Annotated in this window: 13 protein-coding genes; 8 read left to right on the forward strand and 5 right to left on the reverse strand. The window is 69.9% G+C overall.

Annotated elements, in window-relative coordinates; all coding sequences use genetic code 11:
* Window positions 1–51 precede the first annotated feature (51 nt).
* Complete coding sequence (gene lpdA, locus AC0L6F_RS01975) at window positions 52–1,425, reverse strand: dihydrolipoyl dehydrogenase (protein WP_274638347.1); 1,374 nt, start codon at window positions 1,423–1,425, stop codon at window positions 52–54.
* Complete coding sequence (locus tag AC0L6F_RS01980) at window positions 1,425–2,891, reverse strand: leucyl aminopeptidase (RefSeq protein ID WP_274638346.1); 1,467 nt, start codon at window positions 2,889–2,891, stop codon at window positions 1,425–1,427. Before AC0L6F_RS01980 ends, lpdA begins: the two co-directional genes overlap by 1 nt.
* Window positions 2,892–3,011: 120 nt before the next feature.
* Between AC0L6F_RS01980 and AC0L6F_RS01985 the strand changes: the two genes are divergently transcribed.
* The 4 genes from AC0L6F_RS01985 (at window position 3,012) to AC0L6F_RS02000 (ending at window position 8,086) form a co-directional block, all read left to right on the forward strand.
* Complete coding sequence (locus AC0L6F_RS01985; RefSeq protein WP_473538990.1) at window positions 3,012–3,941, forward strand: proteasome assembly chaperone family protein; 930 nt, start codon at window positions 3,012–3,014, stop codon at window positions 3,939–3,941.
* Window positions 3,942–4,184: 243 nt separating this feature from the next.
* Window positions 4,185–5,534 carry an RNA polymerase sigma factor gene (locus AC0L6F_RS01990; RefSeq protein WP_473538991.1) on the forward strand — a complete coding sequence of 450 codons (1,350 nt, stop codon included), beginning with the start codon at window positions 4,185–4,187 and terminating at the stop codon, window positions 5,532–5,534.
* Complete coding sequence (locus AC0L6F_RS01995; protein ID WP_473538992.1) at window positions 5,531–6,229, forward strand: coenzyme F420-0:L-glutamate ligase; 699 nt, start codon at window positions 5,531–5,533, stop codon at window positions 6,227–6,229. The genes AC0L6F_RS01990 and AC0L6F_RS01995 overlap by 4 nt, the downstream gene beginning before the upstream one ends.
* Window positions 6,230–6,523: 294 nt before the next feature.
* Entirely contained in the window at window positions 6,524–8,086 is a 1,563-nt protein-coding gene (locus AC0L6F_RS02000) for an HNH endonuclease signature motif containing protein (RefSeq protein ID WP_473538993.1), read from the forward strand.
* A 36-nt stretch (window positions 8,087–8,122) separates the two neighbouring features.
* Here AC0L6F_RS02000 and AC0L6F_RS02005 read toward each other — a convergent pair whose 3' ends face one another.
* A complete protein-coding gene (locus tag AC0L6F_RS02005; protein WP_473538994.1) occupies window positions 8,123–9,142 on the reverse strand; it encodes a sugar-transfer associated ATP-grasp domain-containing protein in 1,020 nt (339 codons plus the stop codon).
* A gap of 154 nt (window positions 9,143–9,296) precedes the next feature.
* On the opposite strand from AC0L6F_RS02005, the gene AC0L6F_RS02010 reads away from it, so the two are divergent.
* Genes AC0L6F_RS02010 through AC0L6F_RS02020 form a run of 3 tightly spaced genes read left to right on the forward strand, consistent with a single transcriptional unit; the run spans window position 9,297 to window position 12,089 of the window.
* Window positions 9,297–10,313, forward strand: a complete 1,017-nt coding sequence (locus tag AC0L6F_RS02010; RefSeq protein ID WP_473538995.1) for a sugar-transfer associated ATP-grasp domain-containing protein — start codon at window positions 9,297–9,299, stop codon at window positions 10,311–10,313.
* A 4-nt stretch (window positions 10,314–10,317) separates the two neighbouring features.
* Window positions 10,318–11,055, forward strand: a complete 738-nt coding sequence (locus tag AC0L6F_RS02015) for an alanine racemase C-terminal domain-containing protein (protein ID WP_473538996.1) — start codon at window positions 10,318–10,320, stop codon at window positions 11,053–11,055.
* Window positions 11,052–12,089, forward strand: coding sequence for an alanine racemase (locus tag AC0L6F_RS02020; RefSeq protein WP_473538997.1), 1,038 nt, complete (start codon window positions 11,052–11,054; stop codon window positions 12,087–12,089). The genes AC0L6F_RS02015 and AC0L6F_RS02020 overlap by 4 nt, the downstream gene beginning before the upstream one ends.
* Before the next feature lie 7 nt (window positions 12,090–12,096).
* Here AC0L6F_RS02020 and AC0L6F_RS02025 read toward each other — a convergent pair whose 3' ends face one another.
* The gene (locus tag AC0L6F_RS02025; RefSeq protein WP_274638337.1) at window positions 12,097–12,315 is read right to left on the reverse strand and encodes a DUF7455 domain-containing protein; all 219 of its coding nucleotides are present in this window, start codon (window positions 12,313–12,315) and stop codon (window positions 12,097–12,099) included.
* Window positions 12,316–12,478: 163 nt separating this feature from the next.
* Between AC0L6F_RS02025 and AC0L6F_RS02030 the strand changes: the two genes are divergently transcribed.
* A complete protein-coding gene (locus AC0L6F_RS02030) occupies window positions 12,479–14,560 on the forward strand; it encodes a DNA gyrase/topoisomerase IV subunit B (protein WP_473538998.1) in 2,082 nt (693 codons plus the stop codon).
* Window positions 14,561–14,650: 90 nt separating this feature from the next.
* Here AC0L6F_RS02030 and AC0L6F_RS02035 read toward each other — a convergent pair whose 3' ends face one another.
* The gene (locus AC0L6F_RS02035; RefSeq protein ID WP_473538999.1) at window positions 14,651–17,095 is read right to left on the reverse strand and encodes a DNA gyrase/topoisomerase IV subunit A; all 2,445 of its coding nucleotides are present in this window, start codon (window positions 17,093–17,095) and stop codon (window positions 14,651–14,653) included.
* Between the last annotated feature and the right edge of the window lie 24 nt (window positions 17,096–17,119).

A 17,119-nucleotide genomic window follows, 5' to 3' on the forward strand; every position in this document is an offset into this window, starting at 1 on the left:
TCAGAAAGCAGATGTCGGATCTAGCTTAGTGATGCGGCCACGGTCGCGCTGTCAGAGCGCGTGCAGCGGCTTTCCCGCCAGCGCGAGGAATGCCTCGCCGAGCGCCTCGCTCTGGGTGGGGTGCGCATGGATGAGCGGGGCGATGTCCTCCGGGTGCGCCTCCCACCCGACCGCGAGCTGGCCTTCGGTGATCAGCTCGCCCACGCGGTCCCCGAGCAGGTGCACACCGAGGATGGGCCCGTCCACGCGACGGACGACCTTGACCAGCCCGGTCGTGCCGATGATCTCGCTCTTGCCGTTGCCGGCGAGGCTGTATTCATAGGCGCGGATCGCGTCCGCACCGTGGGCCTGGACGGCCTGCGCCTCGGTGAGTCCGACCGAGGCGACCTCGGGGCTGCAGTAGGTGATCTTCGGGATCTGCGTCTCCGGCACGGGGAGCGGATCGAGCCCGGCGATCTGCTCGGCCACGAAGATGCCCTGCTGGAACCCGCGATGGGCCAACTGCAGGCCGGGCACGATGTCTCCCACCGCCCACACGTGCGGAACGTCGGTGCGCAGCCGGTCGTCGGTCGTGACGAAGCCCCGGTCCAGTACGACGCCCGCCTCCTCGTAGCCGAGATCGGCGGTCACCGGGCCCCGCCCGACGGCCACCAGCAGGTAATCCGCCTCGATCGTCTTGCCGTCCTCGAGCGTCACGGTCACCGTGTCATCCGTCTGAGTGGCCGAGGCGAACCGCACACCGAGCGAGTATGCGATGCCGCGCTTGCGGAACGCTCGCTCGAGCCCCTTGCTCAGGGCGATGTCCTCGTTGGGGAGCAGATGGTCCAGCGCCTCGATCACCGTGACCTCGGCCCCGAACGAGCGCCACACGCTGGCGAACTCGACCCCGATCACGCCGCCGCCGAGCACTGCGACCTTCGCCGGCACTTCGTCCAGGCCCAGTGCCTGCTCGCTGGTGATGACCCGTCCGCCGATCTCCAGCCCCGGAAGCGTGCGGCTGTACGAGCCGGTGGCCAGGATGACATCGGTGCCGCGCAGGGTGTCCTCGCCCACGCGCACAGACCGATCCGGCTGCAGCATCCCCATGCCGGCGACGACGGTGATCCCGCGGGCTGAGACCAGCCCCTGCAGGCCCTTGTACTTCTTCGCGACGATCCCCTCGCGGTACGCACGCAGCCCCGCCACGTCGATGCCGTCCAGGGAGGCGCGGACGCCGAAGGATGCCGAATCCCGCGCGGCGTCGGCGACCTCGGCCGCGTGCAGCAGGGCCTTGGTCGGGATGCACCCGCGGTGCAGGCAGGTGCCGCCCACCTTGTCCTTCTCGACCAGCGCGACGCTCTTGCCGAGTTCGGCCGCGCGCAGCGCCGCGGCGTATCCGCCGCTCCCGCCGCCGAGGACGACGATGTCGTAGGTGTGCTCTGCCATCACTGCTCCGCTTCTTCGAGGAATGAGATGAGCGCCCGCACGGTCGAGCCGGTCGGGCCCTTGTCCGTGAAGCCGTACGGGGCGCCGGGGTTCTCGCCGGATCCGGCGATGTCGAGGTGCATCCAGGGGATGCGGGGGGCGTCGTCGGCATCCGACACGCGGCCGACGAAGCGCTGCAGGAACAGCCCCGCGAACAGCGATCCGCCCGAGCGGTCGCCGATCTTCGCGTTCTGCAGGTCGGCGATGGGGGAGTCCAGCTCCTTCTCCATGTGCGCCGGCAGCGGCAGCGGCCACGCCTGCTCGCCGGTGCGCGCGGCGGCGGACAGGAACCGGTCGACCGCGTCGTCGGAGCCCATCACCCCGGTGTGGCGGTGGCCGAGCGCCACCACGATCGCTCCCGTGAGGGTCGCCACATCGACGATCACGTCGGGCTTCTCCCGGCTGGCGGCGACCAGGCCGTCGGCGAGCACCAGGCGGCCCTCGGCATCCGTGTTCAGCACTTCCACGCTCGTCCCGCCGAGCGTGCGCAGCACGTCGCCTGGACGGATCGCCGAGCCGGACGGCATATTGTCCGCGATGCACATCCACGCCGTGATCCGGACCGGCAGATCCAGCGCGGCCGCCGCCCGGGTGACCGCCAGGACGGTGGCCGCCCCGCACATGTCCGACTTCATCCCGACCATCGAGGCCGGCGGCTTCAGCGACAGCCCGCCGGTGTCGAACGTGATGCCCTTGCCCACCAGCGCCACGTGCCGGTGCGCGCCCGCCGGTGCATACTCCAGCCGCACCAGCCGGGGCGGGCGCGTCGAGCCCTGGCCCACGCCGAGGATGCCGCCGAAGCCTTGGTCGGCGAGCTCCTGCTCATCAAGCACGGTCACCCGGATCGGCAGCTCGGCGACCGCGTCCCGTGCCCGGTCGGCGAGGTCGGCCGGCCCGAGCCACTGCGCCGGCGTGGAGGTGAGGTCCTTCACCAGCGCGACCGCCGATGCGGCGGCGTCGATGCGGACGAGGTCGGCGTCGGTCAGCTCGGAGGCGTGGACGGTCACGCGGCGTGCGCGCCGCCGCCGGTCCGTGCCGCTCTTGTAGTCGTCGAACCAGTAGCCGCCGAGGGCCGCACCCTCGGCGGCGGCGCGCTGCCGCTCCGCGTCGACCCCGGGCACGCTGACCGCGACGCTCTCGAAGCCGGTCAGGGTCCGCACGGCCGCGCCCACGGCATCGCGCACGTCGTCCGGGCTGGGTGCCGCGCCGGTCCCGACGACGGCCAGCCGCTGCGCTTCGGCGGCGGGATGGGGGATGCGGTGGACCGCACCGGTCTCGCCGGTGAAGCCGACCGCCTCCAGCGCTCCGGCCAGTCCGGGACTGTCGTCCAGGTCCGCCTGCTCCAACGGCGGAAGCGCCAGGATCACCAGATCTGCGTCGGATTCACGGACGGCGGCGCTGCTGGACGCCAGCTTCGGGAACGGCATGGCCACCATCCTACGAGCGCCCGGACCGGCCGACCGGCGCCGGAGTCGGGCGCGGCGCGGGCCTGTTCGCTGAGAGCGGTATGCCGGACCCGGGCGGTGGCGGCCTTCTAGAGTGGAGGCATGCCCCAGAACGCGCCGCTGTTCGACCGTGCGGCGTCCGCGCCGCCGGTCCCGCGGGGACTGCCGCTGGTCATCGCCCTCACCGGGTTCACCGATGCGGGCGGCGCCGTCTCGCAGCTGATCGACCTCATGCGCGACGACTTCGATCCCATCCCGCTCGTCGTCTTCGACAACGACGTGCTGCTCGACTATCGCGCACGGCGTCCGCTGGTCACCTTCGACGGCGAGCGGATCACCGGGTACCGGCCGTCCCAGCTCGAGCTGTCCCTGGTGCGCGACGCGCTGGGTCAGCCGTTCCTGCTGCTGGCCGGCTACGAGCCGGACTTCGTCTGGGAGGGGTTCGCGCGCGCGGTGCTGGCCCTGGCGGCCGAGTACGCGGTGGCGTCCGTGACCTGGCTGCACGCCATCCCGATGCCGGTTCCGCACACCCGCCCGATCGGCACCACGGTCAGCGGGACGCGCGCCGCCCTCACCGAGGCGCATTCCGTCTGGCGCCCGCACACCCAGGTGCCCGGGACGATCGGCCATCTGCTCGAGCACCGGTTCGCCGAGGCGGAGGTGCCGGTCGCCGGATTCGTGCTTCTGGTCCCGCACTATCTGGGCGACACCGAGTATCCGGCGGCGACGCTGGCCGCGCTCGACAGCATCACCGCCGCGACCGGACTGGTGTTCGCCGGCGACGATCTGCGCGCGCGCAACCGCGAGTTCCTGCAGCGGGTGCAGGAGCAGGTACAGGAGAACGAGGACCTGACCCGCATGCTGGGCGGGCTCGAGGAGCGCTACGACGCCTACATGGCGGGCTCGACGAACGCGGCGCCGATGGTCCACACCGGCGATCTGCCCAGCGCCGACGAACTCGCCGCCGAGCTGGAGCGCTTCCTCGCCAGCCGCCCGCCCGCAGATGACGGCCGCGGCGGTCCGCTGTCCTGACCTCGGCGTCCGGCGCGAGCGACGGAATATTGCGGATGGACGGGACGTTTTCCCTCTTCGAGGTCCCCGTCCACACGTCCAGGATCACGCCTGGGATGTGCGACAATGGATCACCGACCCGTTGTCAGCACCCGCATCCCTCCGGAAGCGGACTTGACAAGGGTCTTACTAGTGTCCGAAACCGACACTAATGTCCGAAACCGACCGGGGGAGTCGTGACAGGCCCCCGGTGAAAGGCGAAACGTGACCGCAGGCACGAAGACCACCACCCGTTCCCGCGCGAAGGACACCGACGTCGAAGAGGTCTCGGCGGATGTCGCCGTGGCCGAAGAGCCCACGAAGAAGGCGTCCTCCGCCAAGCCCGCCGCCAAGACCGCGGCGGCGAAGAAGCCCGCTGCCAAGAAGCCGGCGGCCAAGAAGCCGGCCGCGAAGAAGAGCACGGCCAAGAAGTCCTCCGACGACGACACCGTCGAGGAGGAGGAGATCGATGGCGCCGTCGACGCCAAGAACGCGACGGACAAGAGCACCGCCGACGCGGACGCCCCCGACGACGATGACGAGGACGAGCACGGCGAGGCGAAGAAGAAGGAGTTCACCGAGCCGCTGCCCTCCGGCGCGATCGTCATCTCGTCGAAGGACGAAGAGGATGTGCCGGTCTACTCGGCGCAGATCACCGGCGCCACCGCCGACCCGGTCAAGGACTACCTGAAGCAGATCGGCAAGGTGCCGCTGCTGAACGCGGCCGAAGAGGTCGAGCTGGCCATGCGCATCGAGGCCGGCCTGTTCGCAGAGGAGAAGCTGTCGCACATGTCCGCGGCGGAGAAGTCCGCGAAGCTGGGACTGGACCTGCAGTGGGTCGCCCGCGACGGGCAGCGTGCGAAGAGCCACCTGCTGGGCGCCAACCTGCGTCTGGTCGTCTCCCTGGCCAAGCGCTACACCGGGCGCGGCATGCAGTTCCTGGACCTCATCCAGGAGGGGAACCTGGGTCTGATCCGTGCGGTCGAGAAGTTCGACTATACGAAGGGCTTCAAGTTCTCCACCTACGCCACCTGGTGGATCCGTCAGGCGATCACCCGGGCCATGGCCGACCAGGCGCGCACCATCCGCATCCCGGTGCACATGGTCGAGGTCATCAACAAGCTCGCCCGCGTGCAGCGCCAGATGCTGCAGGACCTGGGCCGCGAGCCCACGCCCGAGGAGCTCAGCCGCGAGCTGGACATGACGCCCGAGAAGGTCGTCGAGGTGCAGAAGTACGGCCGTGAGCCGATCTCGCTGCACACCCCGCTGGGCGAGGACGGCGACAGCGAGTTCGGCGACCTGATCGAGGACACCGAGGCGGTAGTGCCGGCGGACGCCGTCGGCTTCACGATGCTGCAGCGCCAGCTGGAATCGCTCCTGGACTCGCTGTCCGAGCGCGAGGCGGGCGTGATCCGCATGCGGTTCGGCCTCGGCGACGGCCAGCCGAAGACCCTCGACCAGATCGGAGACACGTTCGGCGTGACGCGTGAGCGGATTCGCCAGATCGAGTCGAAGACGATGGCCAAGCTGCGGCATCCGTCCCGTTCGCAGTCGCTGCGGGATTACCTCGAGTGAGCGGCGAGGCCAACACCGGCAAGGCACTCACCGTCACGATCGACGGTGCGTCGTACGCGCGGATCCCGATTCGCACACGCGTGGTGATGCCTGGTGATGACCTCGACGTGTTCGTGCGGGAGCACGCCGCCGACCAGGTCCGCTCCGGTGACATCCTCTTCGTGACCGAGAAGATCGTCGCGATCACCCAGGGACGGTCCTTCCCGGTCAGCGAGATCAAGCCCCGTCGGCTGGCGGTCTTCCTGTCGAAGTACGTCACCCGCACGCCGTACGGCATCGGCCTGGGCATGCCCGAGACGATGGAGATGGCGCTGCGCGAATGCGGCACGCTGCGCATCCTCTTCGCCGCCGGCGTCTCGGCGGTGACCAAGCTGTTCGGCCGCAAGGGCGACTTCTACCGCGTGGCCGGTGACCGGGCGCGCGCCATCGACGGCCCGACCGCCCACACGATCCCGCCGTACAACGAGGCGGTCGTGCTGGGCCCCGAGCGTCCGCGCGAGGTGTCGGCCCGGCTGCGCTCTCTGCTGGGCGGCGCCTGCGATGTGGCCGTGGTCGACATCAACGACCTCGGTGGGAACATCCTCGGCTCCACGCTGGACAAGGCCGGCGAACACCGGCTGCGGGCGATCCTGAAGGACAACCCGCTCGGTCAGGGCCACGAGTCGACTCCGCTGGGCATCGTCCGCGCGGTCTGATCGCCCCGCGCCGCTCCGCGCGACGGATTGTGCATGGCGACCTCTGCGTTCAGCTGTCGCTGATGCACGCGAAGCCGGCGTTTCACGTGCATCAGGGACAGATGAAGGTCGCTCGGGCGGGGCACAGTCAGTCCGCCGCTTTGTTCGCATCTGGGTCAGATCTGATGGCAAGGACGGGGGATGTCGGAGCTGACGGATTCGGCAGAATAATCAGTGATTGACCATTGACATGGCGAAGCTTCGTTCGATACACTGAAGATAGTTCACCCGAGGAGCAGACCGGAGGTTTCGCTGATGTCATCATCGTCTGCGGGCCGGTCTGCGGTGCTGTCGGAGTTGGATCAGCTGGTCGAGGACCTGACCGGGTCGCGGGCTCTGGCGGCGCGGGCGTTCGCGGCGGAGATGTTCTTCTTCGAACGGGTCGCCGGGCTGGTCCAGGAGCGGGAACGGGAACGCGCCGTCCGGGACGGGAACGGGGCGGTCACCGCCTCGTCGCAGCTGGGCATGCGGGAGGTGTATGCCGAGGTCGCGGCCGCGTTGCGGCTGAGCGAGTGGCAGGTGGCGCGGAAGGTGTCACAGGCGTGGAGCCTGACCCACCGGTTCTATGAGACGCTGTGCGAGGCCAGCGACGGCCGGATCTGGCCGGAGCATGCGACGCTGATCGCGGAGACCGGTGCGGTGATCGAGGACGATCAGGTACGTCGTCAGTACGAGGCGGTCGCGGTGGATATGGCGGGGGAGATGACCCCGGCCCAGTTGCGGCCGGCGCTGTCCGGGCTGGTGTCCCGGCTGGACCCGGAAGGCACCCAGCAGCGGGTCCGGGACGCCGTGAAACGGCGGAAAGTGACGGTGCGGGAGTTGGAGCCGGGGCTTGCCCGGATCACCGCCGACCTGCCCACCGCCCAAGGTGTCGGGATCGTGAACCGGCTGCAGGAGATGGCCGATCAGCTGTACGAACAGAACGCCGCCGACCGCGCCCAAGCCCACGCCCAAGCCCAAGCCGAAGCCCAAGCCGAAGCCGCGGCTGCCACCGCCGATGCGAACGCCGGGGCAGACCCGAACGGCGACCGTACCGACGCCGATGCGAACGCGGATGCAGACCCGAACAGCGACCGTGCCAACGCGGACGCGGACTCGGACGGCTTCGCGGACGGCGGCAGCGATGATGCCCCGTCTGAGCAGGTCGTGTTCGATGAGCGGACCCGGTCGCAGATCATGGCGGACGTGTTCTGTGACCTGCTGCTGACCAACGTGCCGGACGGGCACGGCACCACAGAGCAGGCCAGAGAGAACCTCGGGGCGATCACCGGGACGGTGCAGGTCACGATCCCGGCCCGCACCCTGACCGGCCAGACCACCGGCGGGGCGAGCGTGGTCGGTTTCGGGGCGATCGACGATGGCACCGCCCGGCACCTGGCCGGGGCGGCCCGGGCATGGACCCGGGTGTTCACCGACCCGTGCACCGGGGTCCCCACCAGTGTGGACCGGTACCGGCCCACCAACAGACAACGACTGTTCCTGCAGGTACGGGATGAGCACTGCCGGTTCCCCGGCTGCCGCCGCCCCGCCCACAAATGCGACATCGACCACACCCTCGCGTACGCCGACGGTGGCACCACGTGCCTGTGCAACCTGGCCCACCTGTGCAAACGCCACCACACCCTCAAGCACGAGACCGCCTGGACCGTGATCCAGCTGCCCGGCGGGATCCTGGAATGGACCGCACCCACCGGACGCATCCACCACACCAGACCACCCGGCACCGTCAGATTCCAACCCATCGCGCTGATCACCGACGAACCACGACACAGACACGAGATCAGCCACGCCCTCGCCCGCGACCCCGCACCCTTCTGACGCGGCGCCAGCGGAGTCCCGGGTCGGGATCAGCCTCTACAGGTCGAGGCCGGTGGCGTCTCGATAGCGCGAGAGCAGTCCGGTGCGCACGCCCGAGACCGTCGGCTTCATCTGGAACACGCTGGAGTTGTGGTTGGCCTCGATGACCGCCGGCCCGTCTGGGGTGATCGCGATGTCCCAGCCCATGTACGGGATCTGCGGAAGCCGGCGCGAGAGCCGGTCGACCATCTGCAGCGCCTCGGCATACATCGGCACCCGCAGGCCCTCGATCTGGACGCCCGTGACCGGATGGCGCTCGTACACGTGGCTCTGCTTGTCCACGCCCGGGTAGAGGGCCACGCCGTCATCATCGAGCATCGTGAACATCCCGCCGCCGGCGAAGTTGTCGATCACGCCGCCATTGCCGATGCGCAGCACCGCGGCGATCACATGGAACACGCCGGCCGGATCGAGAAAGGTCACCAGCCGAACCGTGTTCACGCTCCCCGGATAGACCGCGGCGAGGTCGTCGTGCTGGGGGAGGATCTCCTCCAGCAATGTCTGGCCCCGAGCGACCTGCTGCGTGCGCCAGGCGTCGACGTCGTCGATGTCGGAGGTCGCGATGCGGTCGATGCCGGCGCCCCCGAACCCGCCCACGGGCTTGGCCAGGACGTATTCATGCCGTCCGAGGAATGCGCTGATCTGGTCCGGATCGGCGGTCGCGACGTCGATCCACTCGCGGCGGATGTCCGCGTCGAAGTCGCGATAGAACCGCGGCTTGTCCTCGACCAGTTCCTTCGCCGTCGGGCTGTTCAGGAGCTTGGTGATGCGGAATGACTTCGGGTGGGTCATCCAGGTCTTGCGTTCACGCGCCTTCAGCAGTCGGATGTCCCACACCGCATAGTCGCGGAAGCCCATGTCGTAGCGCACGGAGCACCACAGCATGTCGGCGATGATGACCGGGGTCGGGGCCTTCGAGACCCGCTTGACCTGGTCGGTGAACTCGGCCAGATTCGCGGGGCTCAGGTGGCGGGCACGGTCGGCGAGATAGCGCAGACGCATGGCGAGTTGACCCATGCGCTCGAACGTATCACGGGGTGTTCGAGCGTCCGCCGAGCGCTCCGGATCAGCAGTCCCGCAGGGGCCGGCGGGTATGCTGGCGGGATCCCGCAGCCGGCATCCAGCGCGTCCGGCCGCGTGCTCACGGAACCGGAAGGCGACCCCCGACCAGATGAAGATCGACCTGTCTGCACGAGTGAACTACCTCCTCGGCCGGGTGCGTCGGTTCCAACCCTCGCGCGTGACCGGGCTGGCCCGTCAGATCGCACGCGAGCAGGGCAAGTGGACTCCGGCGGTCGCGGCCGACATGCTCTGGGCCGCCGCATTCCACGACACGGCGTTCATCGACTACTACGAGGCCGACTTCGCAGCGCTGAACAGGCGCGAGCGCAAGACGTTCATGACCTCGCTGATCCAGCACCACATCGCGAAGCGCCTGAACGACCCCGAGGCGGCCGAGGTGTTCGCCGACAAGCGCCGATTCCACCGGCGGTTCGCGGAGTTCACCGGCCGGGAGTGGCTCGATCTGGAAGAGGCCGGCCCGGACCAGCTCGCCGAGTTCGCCACGCGGCATCCCGTGCTCATCGCGAAGGAGCCGGTCAGCCGCGAGGGCCACGGCGTCTTCCGCTACCAGGCGGCGGATGTCACCGACTGGCCGTCGTTCCACGCCGAGCTGGTGGCCAAGGGCCAGGTCCTGGTCGAAGAGGCCATCGTCCAGCATCCGTATCTGGCGGCATACTGCGCGGGAACGGTCAACACCACCCGGCTGGTGTCGTACTTCGACGGCACCCACGTGCACATCGTCTCGCGCGTGCAGAAGTTCGGCCGCGGTGCGGTCAGCGATCAGTTCACCTGGGGCGGCTTCTTCACCATGCTCGATCACGACGGCCGCGCGGTGGGCATCGGCCACTCGGGCAAGAACAACACGTTCTACCCGGTGCATCCCGACTCCGGGGCCTCGATCCCCGACTTCCGGGTGCCGCGATGGGACGAGGTGGTCGCGCTCATCGATGCGGCCGGCCGCGTCGTGCCGGAAGTCCCCTACGTCGGATGGGATGTTGCGGTCGGTCCGGACGGGCCGCTGCTGATCGAGGGCAACTGGATCCCCGGGCTGTATGAGACGCGCGTGACCGCGACCGGCATCCGCACGGGATCTCGTCCCGAGCACGAAGCCGTGATGACCTGGTAGCGCGATGACCGCTCCGATCGCACCGCGCTCCGCTCCGGTGCGCGCCCTGATCTCGCACCCGGCGCTGGATGGCAACGCCCGTGGTCTGCGCGAGGCCGGTGCATCGTGCGCCGATCTGCGCCGCGATGCGTGGGGCCACGGCCTTGCCGCCTGCGCCGTCACGGTGACAGCGGCCGGCCTGCGCGTGCGCGTGGACGAGGAGGAGCGGGCGGCGGTCGCCGACCTCCCGGACGCGCTGGTGACCACGACCACCGAGCCGGACGCCGACCCCCGCGCACTGTGGGGCCTGCCCGGCGCGTCGCAGCCGGTCATGTCGCAGCCCGTCATGTCACGGCCCGTCATATCACGGCCCGTCATGTCACTGCGCGGCATCCTGCTGAGCACCAAGCTGCTGCGAGCGGGGGAGGGCGTGTCGTACGGCTACACGTTCCGCGCCGACGACGACATGATCATCGGGCTCGTCTGCGGCGGCTACGCGCAGGGCGTCGTGCGGGCGGTCGGCAACCATGCGCGCGTGCGCGTCGCCGACGGCTTCGCACGGATCATCGGGCGCGTGGCCATGGACGCGTGCGTGATCGCCCTGGATCAGACCGATGCCTCCGCGGGGGACGAGGTCGTGTTCTTCGGCGACCCCGCCGACCACGAGCCGAGCCTCGCGGAATGGACGGACGAGACCGGCCTCACCCCGGCTGAGATCGTCAGCCTCGTCGGGGCGCGCGCGCAGCGACGGGACCTGCGATGACGGCCCGGATCGAGATCGACCTGGCGGCGTTCGTCGCGAATCTGCGCACGATCCGGCACACCGTTGCCCCGGCCGAGCACCTGCTGGTGGTCAAGGACGACGCGTACGGGCATGGGCTCGCGCCGATCGTGCAGGCGGCCGCGGATGCCGGGATCCGCTGGTTCGGCACATTCGACGTGGCCACGGCGGTCGACGTGCGACGCCTGACCGGCCCGGGCCCGCGCATCATCGCCTGGACGGTGTACGACGACGCGGATGTCCAGGCCGCGCTCGGTGCCGACATCGAGCTGGGGCTGGGCACCCGAGAGCTGGTGCGGCAGGCCGCCGCAGGCGGCCGCGCGGCGGGACGACCCGTGCGCGTGCATCTGAAGGCCGACACCGGACTGCACCGCAACGGCATCCGTCCGGAGGACTGGTCCGACGCCGTGGCAACGGCACGGGATGCCGAGGCCGGCGGGCTGCTCCGGGTGGAAGGCGTGTGGAGCCACATCGCCGAGGCGTCGGACGCCGAGGACGACGCCTCCCGTGCGGCGTTCGAGCACGCGGCGTCGGCGTTCGGGGGTCGCCCGCTGCTGCGGCACCTCGCGGCCAGCGCGGCCGCGTTCGCCCGCGCCGAGTTCCGGTTCGATCTGGTGCGGATCGGTGCCTTCGCCTACGGCATCCGGCCCGCCGGCGGACCCGACGACGCATATCTGGGCATCCGCCCGATCGCGACCCTGATCGCCCCCGTCATCGCGGTGGACCGGCAGAGCGTGACGCTCGGGATCGGATACCTGGACGGTCTGGACTCCCGGCTCGCGGACCGGCTGGATCTCGCGACGCCCGCCGGGAGTCGGCGGCTCCGCGAGATCGGACCCACGTCATCCACCGTCGACGGCTGGGACGCGGCATCCGTCGGCGACGACGTCGCCCTGTTCGGCGGCCGCGCCCCGAACTCGGCCACCGACATCGCCGAACTGCTGGACACCATCGGCGAAGAGGTCGTCCTGCGGGTGTCGCCGCGACTTCCCCGGCACTACCGGTCAGTCGACTGAGGTCGGATCAGCCTTCGTCGAGACGGGCCGTCTCGTCGTGCCACGAGGTGGCGACGCTGCGCAGCTTCGCCTCGTACTTGCGACCGTGGTGGGCGCAGAACAGCAGCTCGCTGCCGTTGACCTCGGCGGAGATGTAGGCCTGGGCGCCGCAGGCGTCGCACCGATCCATCGCGGTCAGACGGTAGTCGACGAGGCTCTGCTCTTCGGGTGTCGTGAGTGTGCTCATGGTCTGCCTCCTCGTGCTGATCGCGGTCCGTTCATGAAATACAACCACGGGCGGCCTGGGGCGATGCCCGGAACCGGGCGGGTTTCGCTCAGCGCGTAGCGCAGGCGGGCCGGGCCGTGTCTCTTCGCGGGAGAGCCGCTCCCACGGGATAACCTTGAGGATTGTGACCGCTGAGTACTCCGCCCATCATCTGCAGGTGCTCGAGGGCCTGGAAGCGGTGCGCAAGCGTCCCGGGATGTACGTCGGATCGACCGACTCCCGCGGTCTGATGCACTGCCTCTGGGAGATCATCGACAACTCGGTGGACGAGGCGCTCGGCGGCTTCGGCACCCGGATCGAGGTCGTCCTGTATGCCGACGGCAGCGTCGAGGTGCGCGACCGCGCCCGCGGAATCCCGGTCGACATCGAGCCGCGGACCGGGTTGTCCGGGGTCGAGGTGGTGTTCACCAAGCTGCACGCCGGCGGCAAGTTCGGCACCGGCTCGTACGCCGCGTCGGGCGGTCTGCACGGCGTGGGCGCGTCGGTCGTGAACGCCCTGTCGGCGCGACTGGATGTCGAGGTCGACCGCGAGGGCAAGACCTGGGCGATGTCGTTCCGGCGGGGCGAGCCGGGCACCTTCGCCGGGGACGGTCCGGACGCGCCGTTCACGCCGTTCGACAAGGCGAGCAAGCTGGGCTCGATCGGCCGGGTCGCCAAGGGCCTGACCGGCACCCGCATCCGCTACTGGGCGGATCCGCAGATCTTCACCCGCGACTCGACGTTCGGCTTCACCGAACTTGAGCAGCGGATGCGGCAGACCGCGTTCCTGGTGCCGGGCCTGGAGATGGTGATCCGGGACGAGCGCGAGACCGCCGAGGGCTTCGAGCCGATCGAATCGATGTTCCGGTTCGACGGCGGCATCTCGGAGTTCGCCGAGTACCTGGCGCCGGACGCGCCGGTCACCGACACGTGGCGGCTCACCGGCTCGGGGACGTTCACCGAGACGGTGCCGGTGCTGCAGCCGACCGGGGCGATGGTGCCCACCGAGGTCGAGCGACGCTGCGATGTCGACATCGCCGCGCGCTGGGGCACCGGGTACGACACCACGCTGCGCTCGTTCGTGAACATCATCGCGACGCCCAAGGGCGGCACGCACCAGCAGGGGTTCGAACAGGGCCTGATGAAGGCCATCCGCGCGCAGATCGAGCAGAACTCCCGCAAGCTCAAGGTCGGCAACGACAAGATCGAGAAGGACGACATGCTCGCCGGGCTCACCGTCGTGCTGACGGTCCGGCTGCCCGAGCCCCAGTTCGAAGGGCAGACGAAAGAGGTGCTGGGCACGCCGGCGGTCCGCCAGATCGTCTCCAACGTCGTGAACGCGCAGCTGACCGCACAGCTGACCTCGTCCAAGCGCGACGACAAGGTGCAGTCCTCGCAGCTGCTGGACAAGATCGTCGCGGAGATGAAGGCGCGCATCTCGGCGCGCGCGCACAAAGAGACCCAGCGTCGCAAGACCGCACTGGAGTCCTCCTCGCTTCCGGTGAAGCTCGTGGACTGCCGCTCGAACGAGGTCGGGATCTCGGAGCTGTTCATCGTCGAGGGCGATTCGGCGCTGGGCACGGCCAAGCTGGCCCGCAACAGCGAGCACCAGGCCCTGCTGCCGATCCGCGGCAAGATCCTCAACGTGCAGAAGGCGTCGATCGGCGACATGCTCTCGAACGCCGAGTGCGCCGCGATCATCCAGTCGGTGGGCGCGGGGTCCGGACGATCGTTCGACCTGAGCGCGGCCCGCTACGGCAAGATCATCATGATGAGCGATGCGGACGTCGACGGCGCGCACATCCGCACCCTGCTGCTCACGCTGTTCTTCCGCTACATGCGCCCCCTCATCGAGGACGGGCGCGTGTTCGCCGCGGTGCCCCCGCTGCACCGGGTCATCGCGATCAACCCCGGATCCAAGCCGAACGAGACGATCTACACCTACAGCGAGCAGGAGCTGCACACACTGCTCGCGCGACTGACCAAGTCCGGACGGCGCTGGCAGGAGCCGGTGCAGCGCTACAAGGGCCTGGGTGAGATGGACGCCGACCAGCTCGCCACGACCACCATGGATCCCGGCGGGCGCACGCTGCGCCGGGTGGGGGTGGAGGATGCCGAGGGGGCCTCCGCGGTCTTCGAGATGCTGATGGGCAGCGAGGTCGCGCCGCGTCGGTCATTCATCGTGGAGTCGAGCCACCGCCTGGTCCGCGAGCGGATCGACGCGTAGCCGCCGAGCCCGCCAGGATGATCGCCGCGCCGGCCGCGAGCAGGGGCAGCACGCACACGGCTGCGATCACATACCCGCGTTCGGTGGATGTCAGCGCACCGCGGTGCCGAGGGCGCCGATGACCGCGTCCAGTGGCTGACCCGAGGCATCCCGCTTCGCGCCGTCCGCGGGCAGCGGGCGCACCCCGCCGTCGGTGCCGACGGCACGGGCCGACTCGCCGACCCAGGCCAGCCGCAGACCGTCCTCGCCCTTCAGGAACCGGTGCACCCGCACGCCCCCGGTCCCGCGGCCCTTGGTCGGGATCTCGCCGAAGTCCGACACCTTGGCCGAGCCGGGATCGGCGCCGGCCAGCGCTTGGCTCGAGCCGGCGACGGTCACCACCACGGCGGCCGGGGCATCCGCCGGAACCGTGCCGAAGAACACGACGCGTTCGCCGGCGGAGACGCGCATCCCCGCCATGCCGCCCGCGCCGCGGCCCTGGGGACGCACGGATGCCGCGGAGAAGCGCAGCAGCTGCGCATCGGACGTCACGAACACGAGTTCGGCGTCGTCGGGGGCCGGAACGGCGCCGACGACGGCATCGCCGGGCTTGAGCGCGATGACGTCGACCTCGGGCTTGTTCGCGATCTCGCCGGCGGCGACCCGCTTGACCACGCCCAGGGCCGTGCCCAGCGCGATCACGGGCTCGTCGACGAGCGGGACGATCGAGACGACGTGCTCGTCCTTGGCCAGGGCCAGGTACTGGTCGACGCGGGTTCCGGCCGCCAGCTGCACCGAGTTGCCCGGGACGGACGGCAGATCCACGGGGGAGAAGCGGACGAGCCGTCCCGCGGTGGTGACAGCTCCCAGCTCGCCACGGGTGGTGACGTCCACGCTCGCGCGGATCGCATCGTGCTTCGACCGGCGTGCGGGGGTCACGATGCCCGCGCCCTCGATCAGGTCCGCCCGCACCATCCGCCCGGTGGCGGAGAGGAACACACGGCACGGCGTGTCAGCGATCTGCAGGTCGGCGGTGGACGGCTTGGCGCTGCGCGGGCGGATGGGACCGCCATCCAGCAGCAGCGTGCGCCGGGGCGTGCCGTACGCCTCGGCGGCGGCATCCAGCTCGGTGGCCACCTGTCGGCGCAGCAGCACCTCGTCGCCGAGCAGCCGGACCAGCTCCTCGATCTCGGCCTTGAGCTGATCGCGCTCGGCCTCCAGCTCGATCCGGGAGAACTTCGTCAGGCGTCGCAGACGCAGCTCGAGGATGTACTCCGCCTGCAGCTCGGACAGGTCGAACACCGAGCGCAGCCGGGTCCGGGCCTGCTCGCTGTCGTCGGACCCGCGGATCACCTGGATGACCTCGTCGATGTCGAGGATCGCGATCAGAAGGCCTTCAACCAGGTGCAGCCGATCGCGACGCCGTGCCAGCCGGTACTCGCTGCGCCGCGTCACGACGCGGATGCGGTGGTCCAGGTACACCCGGAGCATCTCGCGCAGTCCGAGCGTCTGCGGCTGCCCGTCGACCAGGGCGACGTTGTTGATCGAGAACGACTCCTCCAGCGGCGTGAGCCGGTACAGGTGCTCCAGCACGGCGTGCGGGTCGAACCCGGTCTTCACGGTGATGACCAGCTGCAGGCCGCGGTGCCGATCGGTGTAGTCGTTGATGTCCGCGATGCCCATCAGCTTCTTCGCGGTGACGGCATCCTTGACCTTCTCGGTCACCCGCTCCGGACCCACCAGGTACGGCAGCTCGGTGACCACGAGGCCGGTCTTGCGCGGGCCGATCGACTCGACCGAGACCTTCGCTCGGGTGCGGAAGCTGCCGCGACCGGTCTGGTAGGCCTCTTTGATGCCGTCCACGCCGGTGATGATGCCGCCGCCGGGCAGGTCCGGGCCGGGCACGAACTCCATCAGCTCCTCGACCGTGGCATCCGGGTTCTCCAGCAGGTGCACGGCCGCCGAAATCACCTCGATCAGGTTGTGCGGGGCCATGTTGGTGGCCATGCCCACGGCGATGCCGGATGCCCCGTTCACGAGCAGGTTCGGGAACGCGGCAGGCAGCACCTCGGGCTGCTGGAACTGGCCGTCGTAGTTGGGGATGAAGTCGACGACGTCCTCGTCCAGGCTCTCCGTCAGCGCCAGAGCCGGGGGCGCCAGTCGTGCCTCGGTGTATCGGGCGGCCGCCGGACCGTCATCGAGCGAGCCGAAGTTGCCGTGTCCGTCCACCAGCGGCACGCGCAGCGTGAACGGCTGGGCGAGCCGGACCAGCGCGTCGTAGATCGCGGTGTCGCCGTGCGGGTGGAGCTTGCCCATCACCTCGCCGACGACCCGGGCGCTCTTCACGTGCCCCCGGTCGGGGCGCAGGCCCATCTCGGCCATCTGGAACAGGATCCGCCGCTGCACGGGCTTGAGGCCGTCGCGCGCATCCGGCAGGGCGCGGGAGTAGATCACCGAGTAGGCGTACTCGAGGTACGACCCCTGCATCTCCGCTGAGACGTCGACGTCCTCGATGCGCTCGGCGGCAGGGGTCGGCGGCGGGGTCTTGGCAGGCATGCTTCTTCCGGGTCTCGCGGGACG

The organism is Microbacterium sp. G2-16M (assembly GCF_055809115.1).

Excerpts from the sequence above, each read along its gene's own strand:
- AC0L6F_RS02025 (WP_274638337.1), bottom strand. The coding sequence starts at position 12,315 with ATGAGCACACTCACGACACCCGAAGAGCAGAGCCTCGTCGACTACCGT.
- AC0L6F_RS01985 (WP_473538990.1), top strand. The coding sequence starts at position 3,012 with ATGCCCCAGAACGCGCCGCTGTTCGACCGTGCGGCGTCCGCGCCGCCG.
- AC0L6F_RS02010 (WP_473538995.1), top strand. The coding sequence starts at position 9,297 with ATGAAGATCGACCTGTCTGCACGAGTGAACTACCTCCTCGGCCGGGTG.
- AC0L6F_RS02000 (WP_473538993.1), top strand. The coding sequence starts at position 6,524 with ATGTCATCATCGTCTGCGGGCCGGTCTGCGGTGCTGTCGGAGTTGGAT.
- AC0L6F_RS01980 (WP_274638346.1), bottom strand. The coding sequence starts at position 2,891 with ATGCCGTTCCCGAAGCTGGCGTCCAGCAGCGCCGCCGTCCGTGAATCC.
- lpdA (WP_274638347.1), bottom strand. The coding sequence starts at position 1,425 with ATGGCAGAGCACACCTACGACATCGTCGTCCTCGGCGGCGGGAGCGGC.
- AC0L6F_RS02015 (WP_473538996.1), top strand. The coding sequence starts at position 10,318 with ATGACCGCTCCGATCGCACCGCGCTCCGCTCCGGTGCGCGCCCTGATC.
- AC0L6F_RS02020 (WP_473538997.1), top strand. The coding sequence starts at position 11,052 with ATGACGGCCCGGATCGAGATCGACCTGGCGGCGTTCGTCGCGAATCTG.
- AC0L6F_RS02005 (WP_473538994.1), bottom strand. The coding sequence starts at position 9,142 with ATGGGTCAACTCGCCATGCGTCTGCGCTATCTCGCCGACCGTGCCCGC.
- AC0L6F_RS02035 (WP_473538999.1), bottom strand. The coding sequence starts at position 17,095 with ATGCCTGCCAAGACCCCGCCGCCGACCCCTGCCGCCGAGCGCATCGAG.